General features: G+C 62.3%; 14 protein-coding genes. 1 reads left to right on the top strand and 13 read right to left on the bottom strand.

The window, feature by feature from the left end:
• Positions 1 to 27 precede the first annotated feature (27 nt).
• From A7D27_RS14980 to A7D27_RS14935, 10 genes are all read right to left on the bottom strand, one after another.
• Positions 28 to 1446, bottom strand: a complete 1419-nt coding sequence (locus A7D27_RS14980) for an FAD-dependent oxidoreductase (RefSeq protein ID WP_069562656.1) — start codon at positions 1444 to 1446, stop codon at positions 28 to 30.
• Positions 1447 to 1559: 113 nt separating this feature from the next.
• On the bottom strand, positions 1560 to 6005 hold the full coding sequence (gltB, locus tag A7D27_RS14975) for a glutamate synthase large subunit (RefSeq protein ID WP_069565344.1): 4446 nt from the start codon (positions 6003 to 6005) through the stop codon (positions 1560 to 1562).
• Positions 6006 to 6269: 264 nt separating this feature from the next.
• A complete protein-coding gene (locus tag A7D27_RS14970; protein WP_069565343.1) occupies positions 6270 to 7937 on the bottom strand; it encodes an AAA family ATPase in 1668 nt (555 codons plus the stop codon).
• Between the two features lie 10 nt (positions 7938 to 7947).
• Complete coding sequence (gene aroB, locus A7D27_RS14965; RefSeq protein ID WP_069565342.1) at positions 7948 to 9051, bottom strand: 3-dehydroquinate synthase; 1104 nt, start codon at positions 9049 to 9051, stop codon at positions 7948 to 7950.
• Between the two features lie 52 nt (positions 9052 to 9103).
• Positions 9104 to 9622: a shikimate kinase AroK gene (gene aroK / locus A7D27_RS14960; protein WP_083265644.1), complete on the bottom strand. Its 519-nt coding sequence runs from the start codon at positions 9620 to 9622 to the stop codon at positions 9104 to 9106.
• A gap of 5 nt (positions 9623 to 9627) precedes the next feature.
• The gene (gene pilQ, locus A7D27_RS14955) at positions 9628 to 11706 is read right to left on the bottom strand and encodes a type IV pilus secretin PilQ (protein WP_069562660.1); all 2079 of its coding nucleotides are present in this window, start codon (positions 11704 to 11706) and stop codon (positions 9628 to 9630) included.
• Positions 11707 to 11760: 54 nt separating this feature from the next.
• The gene (gene pilP, locus A7D27_RS14950) at positions 11761 to 12291 is read right to left on the bottom strand and encodes a type 4a pilus biogenesis lipoprotein PilP (RefSeq protein WP_139131197.1); all 531 of its coding nucleotides are present in this window, start codon (positions 12289 to 12291) and stop codon (positions 11761 to 11763) included.
• Positions 12291 to 12914 carry a type 4a pilus biogenesis protein PilO gene (pilO, locus tag A7D27_RS14945; protein WP_069562662.1) on the bottom strand — a complete coding sequence of 208 codons (624 nt, stop codon included), beginning with the start codon at positions 12912 to 12914 and terminating at the stop codon, positions 12291 to 12293. Before pilO ends, pilP begins: the two co-directional genes overlap by 1 nt.
• The gene (gene pilN / locus A7D27_RS14940; protein ID WP_069565341.1) at positions 12911 to 13483 is read right to left on the bottom strand and encodes a type 4a pilus biogenesis protein PilN; all 573 of its coding nucleotides are present in this window, start codon (positions 13481 to 13483) and stop codon (positions 12911 to 12913) included. Before pilN ends, pilO begins: the two co-directional genes overlap by 4 nt.
• A complete protein-coding gene (locus A7D27_RS14935; protein ID WP_069562664.1) occupies positions 13483 to 14547 on the bottom strand; it encodes a pilus assembly protein PilM in 1065 nt (354 codons plus the stop codon). Before A7D27_RS14935 ends, pilN begins: the two co-directional genes overlap by 1 nt.
• A 184-nt stretch (positions 14548 to 14731) precedes the next feature.
• Here A7D27_RS14935 and A7D27_RS14930 point away from each other — a divergent pair, with 184 nt between their 5' ends.
• Positions 14732 to 17152: a penicillin-binding protein 1A gene (locus tag A7D27_RS14930; protein ID WP_170832297.1), complete on the top strand. Its 2421-nt coding sequence runs from the start codon at positions 14732 to 14734 to the stop codon at positions 17150 to 17152.
• Positions 17153 to 17257: 105 nt separating this feature from the next.
• Here A7D27_RS14930 and A7D27_RS14925 read toward each other — a convergent pair whose 3' ends face one another.
• The 3 genes from A7D27_RS14925 to rpmE all read right to left on the bottom strand — a co-directional run bounded on the left by A7D27_RS14925 (position 17258) and on the right by rpmE (position 20428).
• Complete coding sequence (locus A7D27_RS14925) at positions 17258 to 18526, bottom strand: malic enzyme-like NAD(P)-binding protein (protein ID WP_069565339.1); 1269 nt, start codon at positions 18524 to 18526, stop codon at positions 17258 to 17260.
• Positions 18527 to 18625: 99 nt separating this feature from the next.
• Entirely contained in the window at positions 18626 to 20059 is a 1434-nt protein-coding gene (locus A7D27_RS14920; RefSeq protein ID WP_069565338.1) for a M48 family metalloprotease, read from the bottom strand.
• 156 nt (positions 20060 to 20215) lie between these two features.
• Entirely contained in the window at positions 20216 to 20428 is a 213-nt protein-coding gene (rpmE, locus tag A7D27_RS14915; RefSeq protein ID WP_069562668.1) for a 50S ribosomal protein L31, read from the bottom strand.
• Positions 20429 to 20527: the final 99 nt, after the last annotated feature.

The following is a 20527-nucleotide window of genomic DNA, read 5'->3' as shown; positions in this document are numbered from 1 at the left end:
ACGCACTGGCGGCGTGTGGCTTGCCGCTTAAACGCCCAGGTAGTCGAGGATGCCTTCGGCGGCGGTGCGGCCTTCGAAGATCGCGGTGACCACCAGGTCGGAGCCGCGCACCATGTCGCCACCGGCGAAGACCTTGGGGTTGCTGGTCTGGTGCTTGTACTGCGCCTGGGCCGGGGCGACGACGCGACCCTGGCTGTCGATGCGGATGTCGAACTGCTCGAACCACGGCGCCGGGCTGGGACGGAAGCCGAAGGCGATCAGCACGGCGTCGGCCGGGATGATCTCTTCGGAGCCGGGGATCGGCTCGGGGCTGCGGCGGCCACGGGCGTCGGGCTCGCCGAGGCGGGTTTCGACGACCTTGACGCCTTCCACCTTGCCGTCGCCGACGATGGCGATGGGCTGGCGGTTGAAGAGGAACTTCACGCCCTCTTCCTTGGCGTTCTTCACTTCTTTGCGCGAGCCGGGCATGTTCTCTTCGTCACGGCGGTAGGCGCAGGTGACGGCCTTGGCGCCCTGGCGGATGGAGGTGCGGTTGCAGTCCATGGCGGTGTCGCCGCCGCCGAGGACGACGACGCGCTTGCCCTTCATGTCGACGAAGTCCTCGGGGGACTTCTCGAAGCCGAGGTTGCGGTTGACGTTGGCGATGAGGAAGTCCAGCGCGTCATGCACGCCGGGCAGGTCTTCGCCGGGGAAGCCGCCCTTCATGTAGGTGTAGGTGCCCATGCCCATGAACACGGCATCGAACTCACCGAGCAGTTGCTCCAGGGTGATGTCCTTGCCGACTTCGGTGTTGAGGCGGAACTCGATGCCCATGCCGGTGAAGACTTCGCGGCGACGGCTGAGGACGTGCTTTTCGAGCTTGAACTCGGGGATGCCGAAGGTCAGCAGGCCACCGATCTCGGGGTTCCTGTCGAACACCACGGGGGTCACGCCATTGCGCACCAGGACGTCGGCACAGCCGAGGCCGGCCGGGCCGGCGCCGATGACGGCGACGCGCTTGCCGGTGGGCTTGACCTTGGACATGTCCGGGCGCCAGCCCATGGCGAAGGCGGTGTCGGTGATGTACTTCTCCACCGAGCCGATGGTGACCGCGCCGAAGCCGTCGTTGAGGGTGCAGGCCCCTTCGCAGAGGCGGTCCTGCGGGCAGACGCGGCCGCAGACCTCGGGCAGGGTGTTGGTCTGGTGGGACAGTTCGGCGGCGGCGAGGATGTTGCCTTCGGAGACCAGCTTCAGCCAGTTGGGGATGAAGTTGTGGACCGGGCACTTCCATTCGCAATAGGGGTTGCCGCAGCCCAGGCAGCGGTGGGCCTGGTCGGCCGCTTGCTGGGGCTTGAAGGTGTCGTAGATCTCGACGAATTCCTTTTTGCGCTGGCGCAGCAGTTTCTTCTTCGGATCCTTGCGCCCGACCTCGATGAACTGGAAGTCGTTGTTCAGACGTTCAGTCATTTGGAAAACCTCTTAACAGCAGCGGCACGTCAGGGCGGCACGCTGCAAGACTCATCACGGTTGGCCAGCGGGCCCGGCGTCGGTGACGCGCAGGCTCGCGGCTCGGGCGCTTGTTATTGCGGGTTGGCTCGGGTGCTGGAGAGCAGCGACGCGAGGTTCGCAGCCTTCGGCTTGACCAGCCAGAACCGGCGCAGGTAGTCGTCCAGGTTTTCCAGCAGGTGGGCACCCCAGTCGCTGGAGGTTTCCTTGACGTACTCCACCAGCACGCTGTGCAGGTGGCTGCGGTAGGCCTCCATGGACTCGTTGCTGATGCGCTGGATTTCCACCAGTTCGTGGTTGACCCGGTCGACGAAGCTGTTGTCCATGTCCAGCACGTAGGCGAAGCCGCCGGTCATGCCGGAACCGAAGTTGTAGCCGGTCTTGCCGAGGACGCAGACGAAGCCACCGGTCATGTATTCGCAGCAGTGGTCGCCGGTGCCTTCCACGACGGCATGGGCGCCGGAGTTGCGCACGCCGAAGCGTTCCCCGGCGGTGCCGGCGGCGAACAGCTTGCCGCCGGTGGCGCCGTAGAGGCAGGTGTTGCCGATGATGGCCGACTCCTGGCTCTTGAACGGGCTGCCCTTGGGCGGGGTGATGACCAGCTTGCCGCCGGTCATGCCCTTGCCGACGTAGTCGTTGGCGTCGCCTTCGAGGTAGAGGTCCAGGCCGCCGGCGTTCCATACGCCGAAGCTCTGGCCGGCGGTGCCCTTGAAGCGGAAGGTCACGGGGGTGTCCTTCATGCCCTGGTTGCCGTAGCGGCGGGCGATCTCGCCGGAGATGCGTGCGCCGATGGAGCGGTCGCAGTTGCCGATGGCGAGGTCGAAGCAGCCACCGGACTTGCTTTCGATGACGCCCTTGGCCATGTCCCACATGCGCTCGGCCAGCAGGCCGGGGTCGAACGGCGGGTTGCGGTCCACCTGGCAGTACTGGGGCTTGTCGGCCGGGATGCGGTCGCTGCCCAGCAGGGGGGTGAGGTCGAGGTTGCCCTGCTTGGCGGTCTCGCCCGGCAGGATGTCGAGCAGGTCGGTGCGGCCGATCAGCTCGCCGAGGCTGCGTACACCGACGCGGGCCAGCCACTCGCGGGTTTCTTCGGCGACGTAGGTGAAGAAGTTCATCACCATTTCGACGGTGCCGATGAAGTGGTCCTTGCGCAGCTTGTCGTTCTGGGTGGCGACGCCGGTGGCGCAGTTGTTCAGGTGGCAGATGCGCAGGTACTTGCAGCCCAGGGCGATCATCGGGGCGGTGCCGAAGCCGAAGCTCTCGGCGCCGAGGATGGCGGCCTTGATGACGTCGAGGCCGGTCTTCAGGCCGCCGTCGGTCTGCACGCGAACCTTGCCGCGCAGGTCGTTGCCACGCAGGGTCTGGTGCGCTTCGGAGAGGCCCAGTTCCCAGGGGCTGCCGGCGTACTTGATGGAGGTCAGCGGGGAGGCGCCGGTGCCGCCGTCATAGCCGGAGATGGTGATCAGGTCGGCATAGGCCTTGGCCACGCCGGCGGCGATGGTGCCGACGCCGGGCTCGGCCACGAGCTTCACCGAGACCAGGGCCTGGGGGTTGACCTGCTTGAGGTCGTAGATCAGTTGGGCCAGGTCTTCGATGGAGTAGATGTCGTGGTGCGGCGGCGGGGAGATCAGGGTGACGCCGGGCACGGCATAGCGCAGGCGGGCGATGAGGCCGTTGACCTTGCCGCCGGGCAGTTGGCCGCCTTCACCGGGCTTGGCACCCTGGGCGACCTTGATCTGCAGCACTTCGGCGTTGACCAGGTACTCGGGGGTGACGCCGAAGCGGCCGGTGGCGACCTGCTTGATCTTGGAGCTGCGCACGGTGCCGTAGCGGGCGGGGTCTTCGCCGCCTTCGCCGGAGTTGGAGCGCGCGCCCAGGCGGTTCATGGCCTCGGCAATGGCTTCGTGGGCTTCCGGGGACAGGGCGCCGAGGGAGATGCCGGCGGAGTCGAAGCGCTTGAGGATGTCGCCGACGGGCTCGACCTCTTCCAGTGACAGGGGCTGGGCGCTCTCCTTGACCTTGAGCAGGTCGCGGATCATGGACACCGGGCGCTGGTCCACCAGGGCGCTGTACTGCTTGTAGGTTTCGTAGCTGCCCTGCTGCACGGCGGCCTGCAGGGTGTTGACCACGTCGGGGTTGTAGGCGTGGTACTCGCCGCCGTAGACGAACTTGAGCAGGCCGCCCTGCTGGATCGGCTTGCGGTTGCTCCAGGCTTCCTGGGCGAGCAGCTTCTGTTCACTCTCGATGTCGACGAAGCGGGCGCCCTGGATGCGGCTGGCAACGCCACGGAAGCTGAGGTCGACGACTTCGTCGGCCAGGCCGACGGCTTCGAACAGTTGGGCACCGCGGTAGGAGGCGATGGTGGAGATGCCCATCTTCGAGAGGATCTTCAGCAGGCCCTTGGAGATGCCTTTGCGGTAGTGCTTGAAGACTTCGTAGAGGTCGCCGAGGACTTCGCCGGTGCGGATCAGGTCGGCCAGCACTTCGTAGGCGAGGTAGGGGTAGACGGCGGAGGCGCCGAAGCCCACCAGTACGGCGAAGTGGTGCGGGTCACGGGCGGTGGCGGTCTCGACCAGGATGTTGCAGTCGCAGCGCAGGCCCTGCTCCACCAGGCGGTGGTGCACGGCGCCGACGGCCAGGGAGGCGTGGGCGGGCAGCTTGCCGGGGGCGATGTGGCGGTCGCTGAGGACCAGCAGTACCTTGCCGGCGCGCACGGCTTCTTCGGCCTGGTCGGCGATGTTGCGCACGGCGGCTTCGAGGCCGATGGACTCGTCGTAGTTGAGGTCGATGACCTGGCGCTCGAAGCCTTCGCGGTCGAGGGTCATCAGGGCACGCCACTTGGCCGGGGAAATCACCGGGCTGCTGAGGATGACGCGGCTGGCGTGGGCCGGGGACTCGGAGAAGATGTTGCGCTCGGCGCCCAGGCAGATTTCCAGGGACATGACGATGGCTTCGCGCAGCGGGTCGATCGGCGGGTTGGTGACCTGCGCGAACTGCTGGCGGAAGTAGTCGTAGGTGGAGCGCACGCGCTTGGACAGGACGGCCATGGGGGTGTCGTCACCCATGGAGCCAACCGCTTCCTGGCCCTGCTCGGCGAGCGGGCGCAGCACCTGGTCACGCTCTTCGAAGGTGACCTGGAACATTTTCATGTACTGCTTGAGCTGGTCGCTGTCGTAACTGGCGACGCCGTGGTCGTCGTCGAGCTTGGCCTGGATGCGCACGGCGCTCTGGCGCAGCCACTGCTTGTAGGGGTGGCGCGACTTGAGGCGGCTGTCGATGTCCTCGGTGTTGAGGATCTGGCCGGTCTCGGTGTCGACGGCGAGGATCTGGCCGGGGCCGACGCGGCCCTTGGCGATGACGTCCTCGGGCTTGTAGTCCCACACGCCGATTTCGGAGGCGAGGGTGATGTAGCCGTTCTTGGTGGTGACCCAGCGGGCCGGGCGCAGGCCGTTGCGGTCGAGCAGGCAGACGGCGTGGCGGCCGTCGGTCAGCACGACGCCGGCGGGGCCGTCCCAGGGCTCCATGTGCATGGAGTTGTATTCGTAGAAGGCACGCAGGTCGGCATCCATGGTTTCCATGTTCTGCCAGGCCGGCGGGATGATCATGCGCACGCCACGGAACAGGTCGATGCCGCCGGTGACCATCAGTTCGAGCATGTTGTCCATGCTGGAGGAGTCGGAACCGACGCGGTTGACCAGCGGGCCGAGTTCGTCGATGTCGGGCAGTTGCTCGTTGGCGAACTTGGTGCGACGGGCGACGGCCCAGTTGCGGTTGCCGGTGATGGTGTTGATCTCGCCGTTGTGGGCGAGGAAGCGGAAGGGCTGCGCCAGCGGCCACTTCGGCAGGGTGTTGGTGGAGAAGCGCTGGTGGAAGACGCAGATGGCGGTCTGCAGGCGTTCGTCACCCAGGTCCGGGTAGAACTGCTGCAGGTCGGCCGGCATCATCAGGCCTTTGTAGATGATGGTCCTGTTGGAGAAGCTGCAGACGTAGTGGTCGGCGTCGGCGGCGTTGGCCACGGACGAGCGACGACGCGCGCTGAACAGCTTGACCGCCATCTCCTGGTCGGACAGACCTTCGCCGCCGATGAACACCTGTTCGATCTGCGGCAGGCGCTCCAGGGCCAGCCGGCCGAGGACACTGGTGTCCACCGGGACCTTGCGCCAGCCGACCAGTTGCAGGCCGGCGGCTTCGATCTCGCGATTCATGTTCGCGCGGGCGACTTCGGCACGGGCGTTGTCCTGGTTGAAGAACACCATGCCCACGGCGTATTGCCCGGGCAGGTCGACGCCGAAGGTTTCCCTGGCAATCGCACGCAGGAACAGGTCGGGTTTCTGGATCAGCAGGCCACAGCCGTCGCCGGTCTTGCCGTCGGCGTTGATACCGCCGCGGTGGGTCATGCAGGTCAGTGCTTCAATCGCGGTTTGCAGAAGATGGTGACTGGCCTCGCCCTGCATGTGGGCAATCAGGCCGAAGCCGCAGTTATCCTTGAACTCATCAGGATGGTACAGACCTGCTTTCATAGGGGAACTCTCACCAGAGCAGCCTCTTTTTAGAGGCGGAATTTCTTTTAATTCAACCAGTTACCTCTCGCGCCAGACTTGACGCCAGCTTTGCGTAGGCAAAAGGGAGGTCAGTGTACATATCCACTGGGGTCGTTACAAATCTGCACGACGATTCGGTGAAAGTATTTGTCGCAAAAGCGAAGGAATAGACCGGAAGGTCGTGCTAGCGACTTTCCGGTCACATCTGAGGATGCCAAGTGACAGGTGAGCCCGGGACCGGGCTCAGCGGGCCATCTCTTGCTGGATGCTGGCGAAGCTCTTCGGCCAGGGCTTGCCGGCCTGCACCTTGGCGGGCAGGGCCTTGATGGCGGCCTGGGCGGCATTTCGGCTGGCGAAATTACCATAAGTGACCACGTACAGTGGCTTACCCTGGTGCAGCTTCTTGAAGTAACGGTACTCGCCACCGTTCTGCTGGATGAAGGACTTGGCGCTGGCTTCGGAGCTGGTGCCAAGGATCTGCACGGCGTAGTTGCCACCTGCCTGGGCACGGTACCAGCCATCACCTGCAGCGCCACCCGTGGAGGCGACTGCAGCAGGCTTGGCAGCGGCCTTCTCGGCCGGCTTGGCTGCCGGTGCGGTCGCTGCGGGCTTGGCGGTCGGCGCCGGGGTTGCTGCGGGCTTGGTCGGCTGCGCACTGGGTGTGGCCTGGGCCACGGCCGGAGCGGCAGGTGCGGTGGCCGGCGGCGCCGGTCGGGTAGCCGGCTGCTGGGTGACGATGGGTGCGGGCGGCTGGGCCGGCGCGGGGCTGGCTGTGGCTCCAATGGGCGGGGCGACCGTGGTCACGGTAGGCGGCACGGTGCTGCCTGCGGGTGGGGTACCGGCTTCATCCTGATCTTCCTGGCCGGCGGCCTGGGCCAGCGGCTCACGGATGACCGGCTGGGCTTCGCCCACCAGCGGCAGGGGCAGCGGCTGCGACGAGCCGGCGAACTCGACGGCCGGCGCTTCACCGGGTTTGCCCGGCTGCTCAGGCGTGGACGGGGCAACGCCCTGGCCCAGGGGCAGTTGTGCCGTGGTGGGCTGGGCCGGTGTGCTGTGATCGGTACGGCCTTGCATGAGCCAGGCAGCGACGACACCGACCGCGACGACGCCCAGTGCCAGCAGGTGCTTCTTCGGTAGATTCAAGCTGAACCCTCCTTTGCGCGATGCGCCCCGCTCGGCGAGCATCGCTTCCACCAGGAGCTCGCGAGCGGCCTGATTGATGCCGCCGGGCCAGCCTCCGGACTGGAGGTGGATGTCTTCGATCTGTTCCTCGGTCAGCAGGTCGATACTCTGGCCGGCACCTTCAAGGCGCTGCGCCAGGTATTCGCGGGTTTCGTCCTCGCTGTAGGGCAGAAGTTCAATGGCGTGGAAGCGTTCTTCACCATCGGCGACCAGTTCCAGGCGCGGCAGCAGCGAGGAGTCGGCGAAGAGGAAGACGTGAGGGCGCGATTCGCCGCTTCCGGCCGCCAGGGCCAGCAGGTTGTCGACGCTGGTGTCGTCCAGGTCCTCGGCGTCATCGACGAGGAGGTAGACCTCCTGGCCGGTCAGGGCCAGTTGGCCGACCTGGGCGAGGATGGAGCGGCTGTCCGCCTGGGGAATGCCGAGTGCCTGGGCGATCAGGCGCATCAGGCCACCGGCTTCAGCGGCGCCGCGCGCGGACACGACCACGCTCTGCACGGCCTGTTTGTTGGTGCTGGCAACCAGGGCCTGGCGCAGCAGGGTCTTGCCGGCGCCGGCCGGGCCAGTCACCACCAGCAACAGTTGGCTGTAGCGAGCCAGGTGGTGCAGCTGGCCGAGGACGGGCTTGCGCTGGGCTGGGTAGAACTTGAAGCCGGGGACCCGTGCGGCGAACGGGTCATGGGTGAACTGGTAATGGGCCAGGAAGGCCTCTTCAGCATGCAGGCTGCTCATGGGACTGTTTTTACTCTCCAAGCTCTTCGGCCAGGGCGCGGTAATCGGCGCTCAGGGTCTCGTCCAGAATGTTGCCCGGGTAATCGGCGGTAACCACCGCCTCTCCGAGCCGGCTCAGCAGCACAAGGCGCAACTGGCCATCGATCACTTTCTTGTCTACGGCCATGTGTTCCAGGAAATGGGCGGGAGTCATCTCCTGGGGCGGCACGATCGGCAGGCCCGCTGCACGCAGCAGGCGTATGGAACGGTCGCGCTCTGCGGCGTCGATCCAGCCGAGGCGACGGGACATCTCCAGGGCCATGACGGTCCCGGCGGCCACCGCCTCGCCATGCAGCCAGACGCCGTAGCCCATGTGGGTCTCGATGGCGTGGCCGAAGGTGTGCCCCAGGTTGAGGGTGGCGCGGATGCCGGATTCGCGTTCGTCGGCACCGACTACGCGAGCCTTGGCGGCACAGGAGCGCTCTATGGCCACGGTCAGCGCCGTCGGCTCCAAGGCCAGCAGGGCATCCATGTGCGTTTCGAGCCAGTCGAGGAATGGCGCGTCGCAGATCAGGCCGTATTTGATCACTTCGGCAAGCCCGGCGGAGAGTTCGCGAGGCGGCAACGTGCGCAGGGTCGCAGTATCGATCAGCACGGCCTTGGGCTGGTAGAAGGCACCGACCATGTTCTTGCCCAGGGGGTGGTTGATGCCAGTCTTGCCACCGACCGAGGAGTCCACCTGGGACAGAAGGGTGGTCGGTACCTGGATGAAGTCGACGCCGCGCTGGTAGCAGGCGGCGGCAAAGCCAGCCATGTCGCCGATGACGCCGCCGCCCAGCGCGATGATGGTGGTGCGGCGGTCATGACGTGCAGTGAGCAGGCCATCGAAGATGAGCTGGAGGGTTTCCCAGTTCTTGAAGGACTCGCCATCGGGCAGAACGATGGGCTGCACCTTGCAGCCGCCGAGGGTCTGGGTCAGCCGTTCGAGATAAAGCGGGGCGACGGTTTCGTTGGTGACGATGGCCACCTGCTTGCCGGCGATATGCGGCGCAAACAGCTCGGCCTTCGACAACAGGTCGGCACCGATGTGGATGGGATAGCTACGCTCGCCGAGATCGACCTGAAGTGTCCGCATGAGGCCCCCACTATGAAAAAGGGCACTAGGATAACGCAGTTCCGCCCGCCCTTTAACGGGGCGGAAGGCCCTGTAGTCGATCGAGTATTTCTTGCACCACCAGGCGAGGCGGGCGCTCATCGGTCTCGATGATGATGTCGGCGATCTCACGGTAGAGCGGATCACGGATGGCCATGAGGTCACGGAGGACCTTGGCCGGATCAGCCGTCCGCAGGAGCGGCCGGTTGCGATCCTTGGACGTCCGGCCGATCTGCTGCTCGACGGAAGTGTAGAGGTAAACCACCCGGCCACCCGATCGCAGCGCTTCACGGTTGGCAGGCCGAAGTACTGCGCCCCCCCCCGTCGCCACGACCAGTCCATCGGCCTCGCAAAGCTCCTGGATCATGGTCTGTTCGCGGTCTCGGAAGCCCTGCTCCCCCTCCACATCGAAAATCCAGGGAATATTCGCACCCGTTCGCTGTTCGATCTCCTTGTCGGAGTCCTTGAACGGCAAACGGAGTTCCTTGGCAAGCAAACGCCCGATGGTGCTCTTTCCAGCTCCCATCGGGCCAACGAGGATCAGATTGTGCACTGATATCAGCGACTCACAGCGATAGCCTGGTTGTTCATGATACGCGGAGTCAGGAATACCAACAGCTCGGCTTTCTTATCCTGGACGGTGTCACGCTTGAACAACCGGCCGAGATAAGGAAGATCGCCTAGGAACGGTACCTTGTCGGTGGACTTGGTCTGGGTGTTGGAGAACACGCCGCCAATCACGATGGTTTCGCCGTCGTTTACCAAGACCTTGGCATTGACTTCATTCTTGTTGATCGGCGGCACACCGTTCAGCGCATTAGCGAAGTCAGGGGCATCCTTGGTCACCTTGACTTCCATGATGATGCGGTTGTCAGGAGTGATCTGCGGTGTTACCTCAAGGGACAGTGCAGCTTCTTTGAAGGAGGTGCTAGTGGCACCACTCGAGCTGGCCTCCTGATAAGGAATTTCCGCACCCTTCAGGATCTTGGCAGTTTCCTTGTCAGAGGTAACAACCTTCGGCTGGGAAACGACCTCCCCATTACCGGTTTTCTCCATTGCCGAGAGCTCTAGATCAAGAATGGTGTTATCAGTGACGAAGCCTATGCCAATCGATGAAGAAGGGGTGTTTGCCCCCATATCGACAAAGGTCCCAAGCGCTGTCGCAGGCGATGAACCACCACCTGTACGGTCACCACCTCTTCCACCAATCACAAAATTGTTGTCACCGACGCGTGCGCCTCGCCAGTTCACACCGAGTGATTTGTCATAATCCACGTTCGCCTCAACGATACGTGCCTCAATCATGACCTGGCGAACCGGGATATCGAGCTGGGTAACGATGCGGCGAAGCTCATCCAGCTTGTCCTGGGTCTGGTAGGCAATGATGCTGTTGGTGCGATCATCAACCGTAATGGAGCCACGCTCATCGGTAGTCGATGGCTCTCCGCTCGTTACAGACTGGAAGAGCTTGGCAATATCAGCGGCCTTGGCGTAGTTGACCTGGATAAGCTCGCGACGCAGCGGAGCCAATTCGGAAATCTGCTTCTGAGATTCCAGTTCCTGGCGCTCGCGGGCAGCGATCTCGTCCGCTGGCGCAACCAGCAGCACGTTACCGACCTTGCGCTTGTCCAGCCCTTTGGTTTTCAGGACGAGGTCAAGTGCCTGATCCCACGGCACGTTCTGCAGGCGGAGCGTGATATTGCCTTGTACGGTATCGGAGGCAACCAAGTTCAGATCGGTGAAGTCGGCGATCAGCTGCAGAACCGAACGGACGTCAATATCCTGGAAGTTGAGCGAAAGCTTTTCACCGGAATAGGCAAAGCGCTCGGTTTTGCGCTTCTCCATATCCTCTTGGGTAAGCGGCTTGATACTCACGGTCAGCTTGTTTTCAGTCTGATAGGCCAGGTAGTCGTAGAAGCCGGTCGGCTCAATCACGATGCTGGCATCACCCGAGCCACCCGAGGCACTGACGAACTGAACAGGAGTTGCGAAATCCTTCACATCGAGACGAACACGCAAAGACTCAGGAAGCTGGGTCTTGGAGAAGTCCAAGCGGATCTTTCCACCCTGCTCTTGAATATTAGGACTCACGCTAGGATCGGACAGGGTGATAACCACATTACCCTCGCCCTGCTCCCCTCTCTGGAAATCAATGTTGCTGATCGCCTTGCCCACAGGCGCAAATGCCTTCACGGGAGCAGCGGGTTGAGCAGCAGCAACGGGGGCGCTGCTACGTGCGGACTGCTGTGCGGCACCGGCCGCATCACCTACCAACACATACAGATTGTTACCCTCGACTCGCGTGCTGTAGGGCACAAGCGTCGACAGATTGATAATCATGCGAGTGCGATCTTTTGCCTCGACAATGGTGACACTTCGCGCATTGCCTACACCCAGCTCGCGGTTTTTGCTGCCAAGTTTGTTGGCAACGCCCGGCAGATCCAATGCAATTCTTGCCGGCTGTTCGATCGTGTAGCCTCTTGGCTGTACAACGGGCCCGTCAAAACCGAGTTTCAGCTCGACTTTTCCACCGGGCAGAGCCGCGACATCCAGAGCCTGGAGGTCGGCAGCCAGCAACACGGGCGAAAAGATGGCCGCCAGAAGAGAAAGCCCAAGGCGCGTTAGGGAGCTGTTCATTGTCGAATTCCGTTGTGCAGACCGGTAGTTGTAGTTCATAAAGTCACCCCGCCCTTAAGAGCGTTCCATGAGCGTGAGACTCCGAGGACGCTCAAGCCAGCCACCCTCTCCATCCGGGACTATCTCGACGACATCAATCTTGCCTTCGCTAATCGCGACAACCTTGCCGTCGTTCCGCCCCAGATAATCGCCAACCTTGATCCGGTGCACCCCTCCAGCGCCACGAACCAGAGCGAACATCCCACCGTTATTGGAAAGTGTGCCCACCATCTCGAAAGTTTCGATGTTGAAACCCTCAAGAAATTGCTTGACCCGGGTTTCGTCCGGATGGACATCTTTGCTGCCCTTCAACTTGTTGGCCAGATCAATCTTCACAGGAGGCTGGAAGGGACTGCGCAGCGCGGCCGCACTGTAAGTGAAGGCCTCATAGGGCTGAAACTTGGGCAGCGGTTCGATAGTCCCTTTGGGACGAGCCCGGACCTCATCCATGTAAGCCTGAAGGTCCGAAAAATCGCCGCTGTTCCCACACCCCGATAAACTTGAGATCACAACTAGGGCAAGAACAGCCCTGGAGCTGACGCGCATCATTTCTGCAGCCCCTTGTCGTTATAACGGTAAGTTTTAGCCAATATGCTCATCCGCAGCTTGGAGGTACTTTCCGAACCAAGCGGCGCGATGCTGAAGTCATGCAGGGTCACAATACGAGGCAAACTAGCGACGCCACTAACGAATGTTGCGAGATCGTGATAGCTGCCCACAACCGATATCTGAATGGGCAACTCGATATAAAACTGCTGAACCACTTCCGGCTGAAGCTTGATTTCTTCAAACTCCAAACCGCTACCCAAGCCGGTACGAGTGATATCCTCCAGCAGCCCAGGCACCTCGGTATCGCTGGGCAGCTGGCGAAGAAGCGCACCGAAGGAAGTTTCCATCTCCTTCATCTGCTCCTTATAGGCTTCCAGGTTCGCGGCCTGGAATGCCTTTGTAGTGAACTGCTGCTTCAGTGACTCTTCTTCAGCACGTTGCTGATCAAGCTGCACCTCAAGATCCTTGAGGTGGAAGTTGTAACCCAGCGCGAGAATCGCAGCCATTACCAAAATGCAGGCAATGACCTTAACAGCGGCCGGCCATGAGCCGACGTTATTGAGGTCAAGATCGTTGAGGTCGATCTTGCGCAGGCTTTCGAGAGAATCAGCCAGACTCATTTCTTGGCTCCGGCAGGGTCCGCTGCAGGCTGTGTCTGCTGGACGGTCAGTTGGAACACGTTCGCTTGATCAACGGCACCCGCGGTAATTGCCTTTACCTCTGTCAGGTTAGGCGCGGTCAGCCACTCGGAGGCATCCAGATTTCGCATCAAGTTGGAAACACGGTTGTTGGATTCAGCCGCCCCCGTAATTGCAATGCTGGGGCCCGCCATCTTCACTGTCGTGAAATACACACCATCGGGCAGGGTGCGAACAAGCTGATCAAATACACGGCCAATGATCGGACGATTACCCTGCAGGTCCTGAATGATCTTCATACGCTCCAGCAACTGCTGCCGACGCGTCTTGAGCTCGCTGATTTCCTTGATGCGCGTGTCGAGAACGGAAATCTCCTTGCGCACGAATTCATTCCGAGCATTCTGGTTGTCGATTTCACCATTCAGGTATTGATCACCCAGAAACACTAGACCGGCAGAGATGGCGACGATGCCACCCAGCGCGACCAGGAACCGCTGTTTGCGCTCTTCCCGTAGCTGATCACGCCACGGTAGCAGGTTAATACGCGCCATCAGTCGAAGCTCCTCATTGCCAGGCCGCATGCAATCATCAAGGCCGGCGCATCACTTGCCAGCGCCCCAGCATTGACCTTGCCACTCAGCGCCATGTCGGCGAATGGGTTTGCAACCAGGGTTGGCGTTCCGATCTTTTGCTGGATCAAGCGATCCAGATCAGGGATGGAGGCCGTCCCGCCAGCCAGGAGGATATAGTCCACATCGTTGTATTGGCCCGCCGCGAAAAAGAACTGCAGCGATCGCGAAACTTGCTGGACGACTGCCTCCTTGAACGGCTGCAGAACCTCGCTGTCGTAGTCGTCGGGGAGCCCACCCTGCTTCTTGGCAAGCCCCGCTTCCTCGACAGACAGGCCATAGCGGCGCTGGATTTCTTCGGTCAACTGACGACCACCAAACAGCTGCTCGCGGCTGTAGATAGTTCGACCGTTGTTCAAGACGCTCAGGGTAGTCATCGTCGCACCAATATCCACGATAGCGACCGTCAGATCCTCCGAGCCATTTCCCAACTGGGAGGCAAGGAGTCCATAGGCACGCTCAAGCGCATAGGCTTCGACATCCACAACCTTGGCAGTGAGCCCGGCGAGCGCCAGTGCAGCTTCGCGCACCTCGACGTTCTCACGACGGCAGGCGGCCAACAGCACATCCATCCGCTCGGGGTTTCGCGCAGAAACGCCCTGAACCTCAAAATCGATGGCCACTTCTTCGAGGGGATAGGGAATGTACTGGTCAGCCTCGATTTTGAGCTGATTCTCCAGCTCATCATCGGACAAACCGGCATCCATCTCGATCGTCTTGGTAATGACCGCAGAACCTGCCACGGCAACAGCCGCCAGCTTGGAGCCCGCCTTGGCCTTGGCCACCACCCGCGACAGCGCCTGGCCGACACCCTCCAGTTCAGCGATGTTCTTTTCGACGACAGCATTTGGCGGGAGCGGCTCGACGGAGTAGGCCTCTACCTTGTAGCGGCCACCCGAGCGACTCAATTCGAGGAGCTTGACTGAGGTCGAGCTTATGTCGATCCCCAGCAGCGAATTCGCTTTCTTGTTGAAGAGCCCTAGCACGACCGAATTCCTATCAGCGTCCGTGACTTACGGACGATTTATGTTTTTCCACATTAAATAACAGTCTTGACAGAAGCGCAAATGGCTCCCTGGGAAAAAAAACGCTTATAATGTGATCAGTTTTTCCCTTTTCAGATCTGCTTCCGCTTAACTCATTCTTTTGCCTGGAAATCCAAGAATCTTGATACGCCTGCTGAAGTTTTTCTGGTGGTCTTGCGTTGCTGTTTTTTGTGGGCTGTTGCTCAGTTTCAGCGGCGCTTATCTCTACCTTAGCCCGAGTCTTCCGTCTGTCGATTCCCTGCGCAGCATCCAGCTGCAGATACCGCTGCGCGTGTACAGCAGCGATGGGAAGCTGATCGCCGAGTTTGGCGAGATGAGGCGGGCCCCTATCCGCTTCGCGGACATCCCGCCGGAGTTCATCCAGTCCCTGCTGGCAGCGGAAGACGACAACTTTGCCAACCATTATGGCGTTGACCTCACGAGCCTGGTGCGCGCTGCCACTCAATTATTGAAGAGCGGGCATATCCAGAGCGGCGGCAGCACCATCACCATGCAGGTGGCGAAGAACTACTTCCTCACCAGTGAGCGAAGTTTCTCCAGAAAGATCAACGAGATACTTCTTGCCCTGCAGATCGAACGGGAGCTCAGCAAGGATGAAATCCTCGAGCTCTATGTGAACAAGATCTACCTGGGCAACCGCGCCTACGGCATCGAGGCGGCTGCACAGGTTTACTACGGCAAGTCGATCCGGGAACTGAGTCTGGCCCAGATGGCGATGATCGCCGGCCTGCCGAAGGCACCCTCTCGCTTCAACCCGCTGGTGAATCCGACCCGCAGCAAGGAGCGTCGCGACTGGATCCTCGGGCGCATGTTCAAGCTGGGCAAGATCGACCAGGCCCGATACGAGACGGCCATCAACGAGCCGATCGACGCGAGCTACCACGTTCCGACACCCGAGGTGAACGCACCCTACATCGCAGAGATGGCGCGTGCCGAAATGGTCGGACGTTATGGCAGCGATGCCTATACCGAAGGCTTCCGTGTCACCGTCACAGTACCGAGCGACCTGCAGGAAGCCGCCAACGTTGCCCTGCGCAGCGGCCTCATGGAGTACGACCAGCGCCACGGCTACCGCGGCCCAGAAACGCGTCTTCCCGGCATGACCCGCGAGGGCTGGAGCCAGGAACTCGCCAAGCAGCGTCCGATTGGTGGACTTGAGCCTGCCATCGTCACTCAGGTCGAGCAGAGCGGCATCCTCGTGCTTACCCGCAGCGGCAATGAAGAGGCCATCAGTTGGGACAGCATGAAGTGGGCCCGCCCCTACCTGAACACCAACAGCCTCGGCGCACGCCCCCGCCAGCCGGCGGACGTCGTACAGGTTGGCGACCTGATCCGCGTACTGCGCCAGCCCGATGGCGCCCTGCTGTTCAGTCAGCAGCCCTCAGCTCAAAGCGCCCTCGTATCACTCGACCCTTACAGCGGCGCCATTCTCTCCCTGGTCGGCGGCTTCTCGTTCGAGCAAAGCAACTACAATCGCGCCACACAGGCCAAGCGCCAGCCGGGCTCGAGCTTCAAGCCCTTCCTTTATAGTGCAGCGCTGGATAACGGCTTCACCGCCGCCAGCCTGGTCAACGATGCCCCCATCGTCTTCGTCGACGAGTACCTGGACAAGGTGTGGCGCCCCAAGAACGACAACAACACCTTCCTAGGCCCCATCCGTATGCGGGAAGCACTGTACAAGTCGCGCAACCTCGTTTCCATCCGCCTCCTGCAGGCCGTGGGGATCGACTACGCGATCAACTACATCAGCCGCTTCGGCTTCAACAAGGATGAACTGCCCCGCAACCTCTCTCTCGCCCTGGGCACCGCCACCCTCACCCCGATGGAGATCGCGACCGGCTGGAGCACCTTTGCCAACGGCGGCTACAAGATCCAGCCTTACCTGATAGAGCGAATCGAGAACCGGGACGGCAAGGTCATCTTTACAGCCAACCCACCACGCGTACCGCAAGACGACAAGCCCAGCGCAAGCATGGCACAGGTCAACGCCGCGCCCGACACCCAACTCAACCATGATGGAACCGCAGAACTGGCCACCGCCGAACGCATCGTCGATGCCCGCACCGCCTACATCCTGACTAGCATGCTGCAGGATGTGATCAAGCGCGGCACTGGTCGACGCGCCCTGGCCATGGGGCGTGGCGACCTCGCCGGGAAGACCGGCACCACCAACGAGTCCAAGGACAGCTGGTTCTCCGGTTACAACGCCGACTACATCACTACGGTATGGGTCGGCTTCGACCAGCCCGAGAGCCTGGGCAGGCACGAGTACGGCGGCACGGTCGCCCTGCCGATCTGGATGAACTACATGAGCGCCGCCCTGAAGGACAAGCCGGAGCACGCCCCGCCAGAGCCCGAAGGGCTCCTCACGCTGCGCATCGACCCCCTGAGCGGCCGTGCTGCCACACCGGGAACACCCAATGCGTTCTTCGAGCTGTTCAAGAGCGAAGACTCGCCGCCCCCCATGAGCGAGTTCGACCCGGGCTCCAGCATCCCCGGCAGCCCCTTGCCGGCGGACGAAGCTGCCCCCATCGACCTGTTCTGAGCCGACAAGAAGAGCCCGCGATCAGCGGGCTCTTCCTTTCCAGCCGAACACATTCGCCAGACATGAAAAACCCGCCAGCAGGCGGGTTCTTCATATCAGCGGCGGTCAGCCCTGAAACACATCGTCCACCGACTTCAGCGGGTAGTGCTTCGGATACGGCAGGGTCGCCACGCCGGATTCGATGGCTGCCTTGGCAACCGCGTCAGAGACCACGGTGATCAGACGCTTATCCATCGGTTTCGGAATGATGTACTCGCGACCGAACTCCAGGGAAGCCACGCCGTAGGCATCGCAGACATCCTTGGGCACCGGCTGCTTGGCCAGGTCACGCAGCGCAAGAGCAGCGGCGATCTTCATTTCCTCGTTGATGCGGGTGGCACGAACGTCCAGCGCACCGCGGAAGATGAAGGGGAAGCCCAGCACGTTGTTCACCTGATTCGGGTAGTCCGAACGGCCGGTGGCCATGATCACGTCGTTGCGGGTCTCGTGAGCCAGCTCCGGCTTGATCTCCGGGTCCGGGTTGGAGCAGGCGAACACGATCGGGTTGGCCGCCATGCGCTTGAGATCTTCGGCGCTCAGCAGGTTCGCACCGGACAGACCGACGAACACATCCGCACCCTCCAGCGCATCGGACAGAGTGCGCTTGGAGGTCTCGTGAGCGAAGACCGCCTTGTACTGGTTCAGGTCATCGCGGCCAGCGTGGATCACGCCCTTGCGGTCGACCATGTAGATGTTCTCGACCTTCGCGCCCATGCTCACCAGCAGTTTCATGCAGGAGATGGCGGCAGCACCGGCCCCCAGGCAGACGATCTGGGCTTCCGGCAGAGTCTTGCCAGCGATTTCAAGGGCATTGAGCATGCCGGCGGCCGTCACGATGGCGGTGCCATGCTGGTCATCGTGGAAGACCGGGATGTCGCACTGCTCGATCAGAGTGCGCTCGATCTCGAAGCACTCGGGCGCCTTGATGTCTTCGAGGTTGATGCCACCAAAGGTGATGGAGATGCGCTTGACGGTGTCGATGAAGGCCTGGGGACTCTCGGCGTCCACCTCGATGTCGAACACATCGACACCGGCGAAGCGCTTGAACAGAACACCTTTGCCTTCCATGACCGGCTTGGAGGCCAGCGGGCCGAGGTTGCCGAGACCGAGGATGGCGGTGCCGTCGGAAATCACTGCCACCAGGTTGCCCTTGCCGGTGTACTGGTAGGCCAGTTCGGGATCGCGAGCGATCTCGCGCACCGGCTCGGCGACGCCCGGGCTGTAGGCCAGCGAAAGGTCGCGGGCGGTGGCGGTCGGCTTGGTCAGCTCGACGCTCAGCTTCCCGGGACGGGGTTGGGCATGGTACTCGAGAGCGGCAGTTTTCAGATCAGACATGTTGGCGTTCCGCTTTTACTGTTATGACAGACGGACGGGCGAGCATACGCAAGAAGCAAGGGGCCTACAAGACTAGGCAGTCACGCCTCGTCAACCCCTCTAACGTACGACTTTCAGCCAATCCCCGGGTTGCACATCACCAATTGGATACAGATTGTTAAGTAATCGTATCCTATTTTCCTGTTCATAGGTTGAAACCGTAGCGGTTCCCGCGGAAATGAAGTCCGTCAGATGCTGCCCATTACCAACCCTGAGCGTGCGAATTCGCGCCGGTTCAGCAAAGGACGAGTCCTGCTTCGTCATTCCGCGAAGGCTTCGGATGCAGGCCAACACCTGTGCATCGGCATTCCGTAAGGCTTCTTCCTTCATGGCACCCGCAACGAAGAGATACGCATACGACTCCCCGATCGCCACCGCCACACGTCGGGCCGGTGGCCCCGTGAGCCAGGCCGTCGCACCAGGCAACGCAGCTTCCTCCAAAGCACGCGCCTCCAGCAGACGCCGCCCTCCCACTCGCGTACCGAGGAGTGCAATCGGCGAAAGCCCCGGCTCCAAAGGCTCCGAGCGCAGAACAAGAAAGACAGCTCCATCCGCTGAATACGCCGTCACCGCCATCGATTCATCGACTACCCGCCACCCCGGCGGGATATCCAGGGCCACACCCAATGAGCGGTGGTAGAAACGCCGCCCCCGCAGCACACCCTGCGCTGCCGACTCACCGACGACCAACCCATCCAGCGCCTGGAAATAGGCATCGCGATTCCAGACCCCTGAGCCCGCTTCTCGGCCCATCAATTGACGCAGGCGCACCTCATGGGCCGGATGCGAATCGAACAGCCCGTGGTAACCGCCATCCTTCCGATCGGGATCGGCGCGCCCCGAGCGGAGGAACGCACCCTGCGCCTGGAGCACCTCCACGACCCTCGCCATCGCCTGCGGGTCATAGCCACTGCGCGCGAGGTACTGCAGCCCCAGCTCGTCGGCCTGCAGCTCCATCTCCCGCCCATAGCCACGCACCAATGCCCCACCCAGGAGCTGCGTCGCATCCGCCACGGCACCCACCCCGGTGCCCAGCGCCGCCACCTGGCCAATCGCATCCCAGGCCTGGGACTGACTTCGCTGGCGCGCGCCATGGCGTGCCGTAACGTGGCCGATTTCATGGGCCAGTACCGCCGCCAGCTCCGCCTCCGACCCCAGGTAGGCCAGCAGCCCCCGGTGCACATAGATGTAGCCGCCCGGCAAGGCAAAGGCATTGAGATCCGGCGAATCGATCACCGTGAAGATGAAGGTCAGGTCAGGGCGATGGCTGTGCCGGGCCACCCGCTCCCCGACCCGCTGGACATAGGCTTGGAGCTGCGCATCCGGGTAGCGGGGGTAGCGTCGCTGCACGTCCTGGTTGTAGCGAATGCCGAGCTCCTGCTCGCTCGCCTCGTCCATCAGCACGAAATCGTCCCGCCCCGTGGCCGGGTTCACCGCACATCCGCTCGCCAGCGCCATGCACACGGCCAGCAGCAGCCAGGGAAGAAAGGGCATCGCCACCTCGTTGAGGTCCACCACGCAAGGAGCCGCGGTTCTACGCCGTGCGCCGGCACAGCGTCAATGCCCGGAAGACGGACATGAAAAAGGCGCCCCTTGGGGCGCCTTTTTAAGCAACTGGGAGCTCGTTGCGAGCCTCCCGGCGAACGGGCCTTATTTGGCGCCGAACACGCCAAAGCGCTGCTTGAAGCGATCGATACGGCCGCCGGTGTCCAGGACCTTCTGCTTACCGGTGTAGAACGGGTGGCACTCGGAGCACACGTCGAGGCTCAGGTTCTTGCCCAGGGTGGAGCGGGTCTTGATGACGTTACCGCAGCTGCAGGTAGCTTCGATCGCTACGTATTCGGGATGGATGTCCGCTTTCATGGTTTTATCCTCAGGTCTGGCGTGCCGCCACCCGACCCTATGTCGAGTACCGCACGGAAACAGGCGCGAGATGATACCAGACCCTCCCCCACGCGCAAG

This window comes from Pseudomonas sp. 1D4, assembly GCF_001728925.1.
GTDB classification, from domain to species: Bacteria; Pseudomonadota; Gammaproteobacteria; order Pseudomonadales; family Pseudomonadaceae; genus Metapseudomonas; species Metapseudomonas otitidis.
The sequence above is the reverse complement of the archived record's forward strand: the minus strand, read 5'-3'. Positions and strand labels throughout refer to the sequence as shown.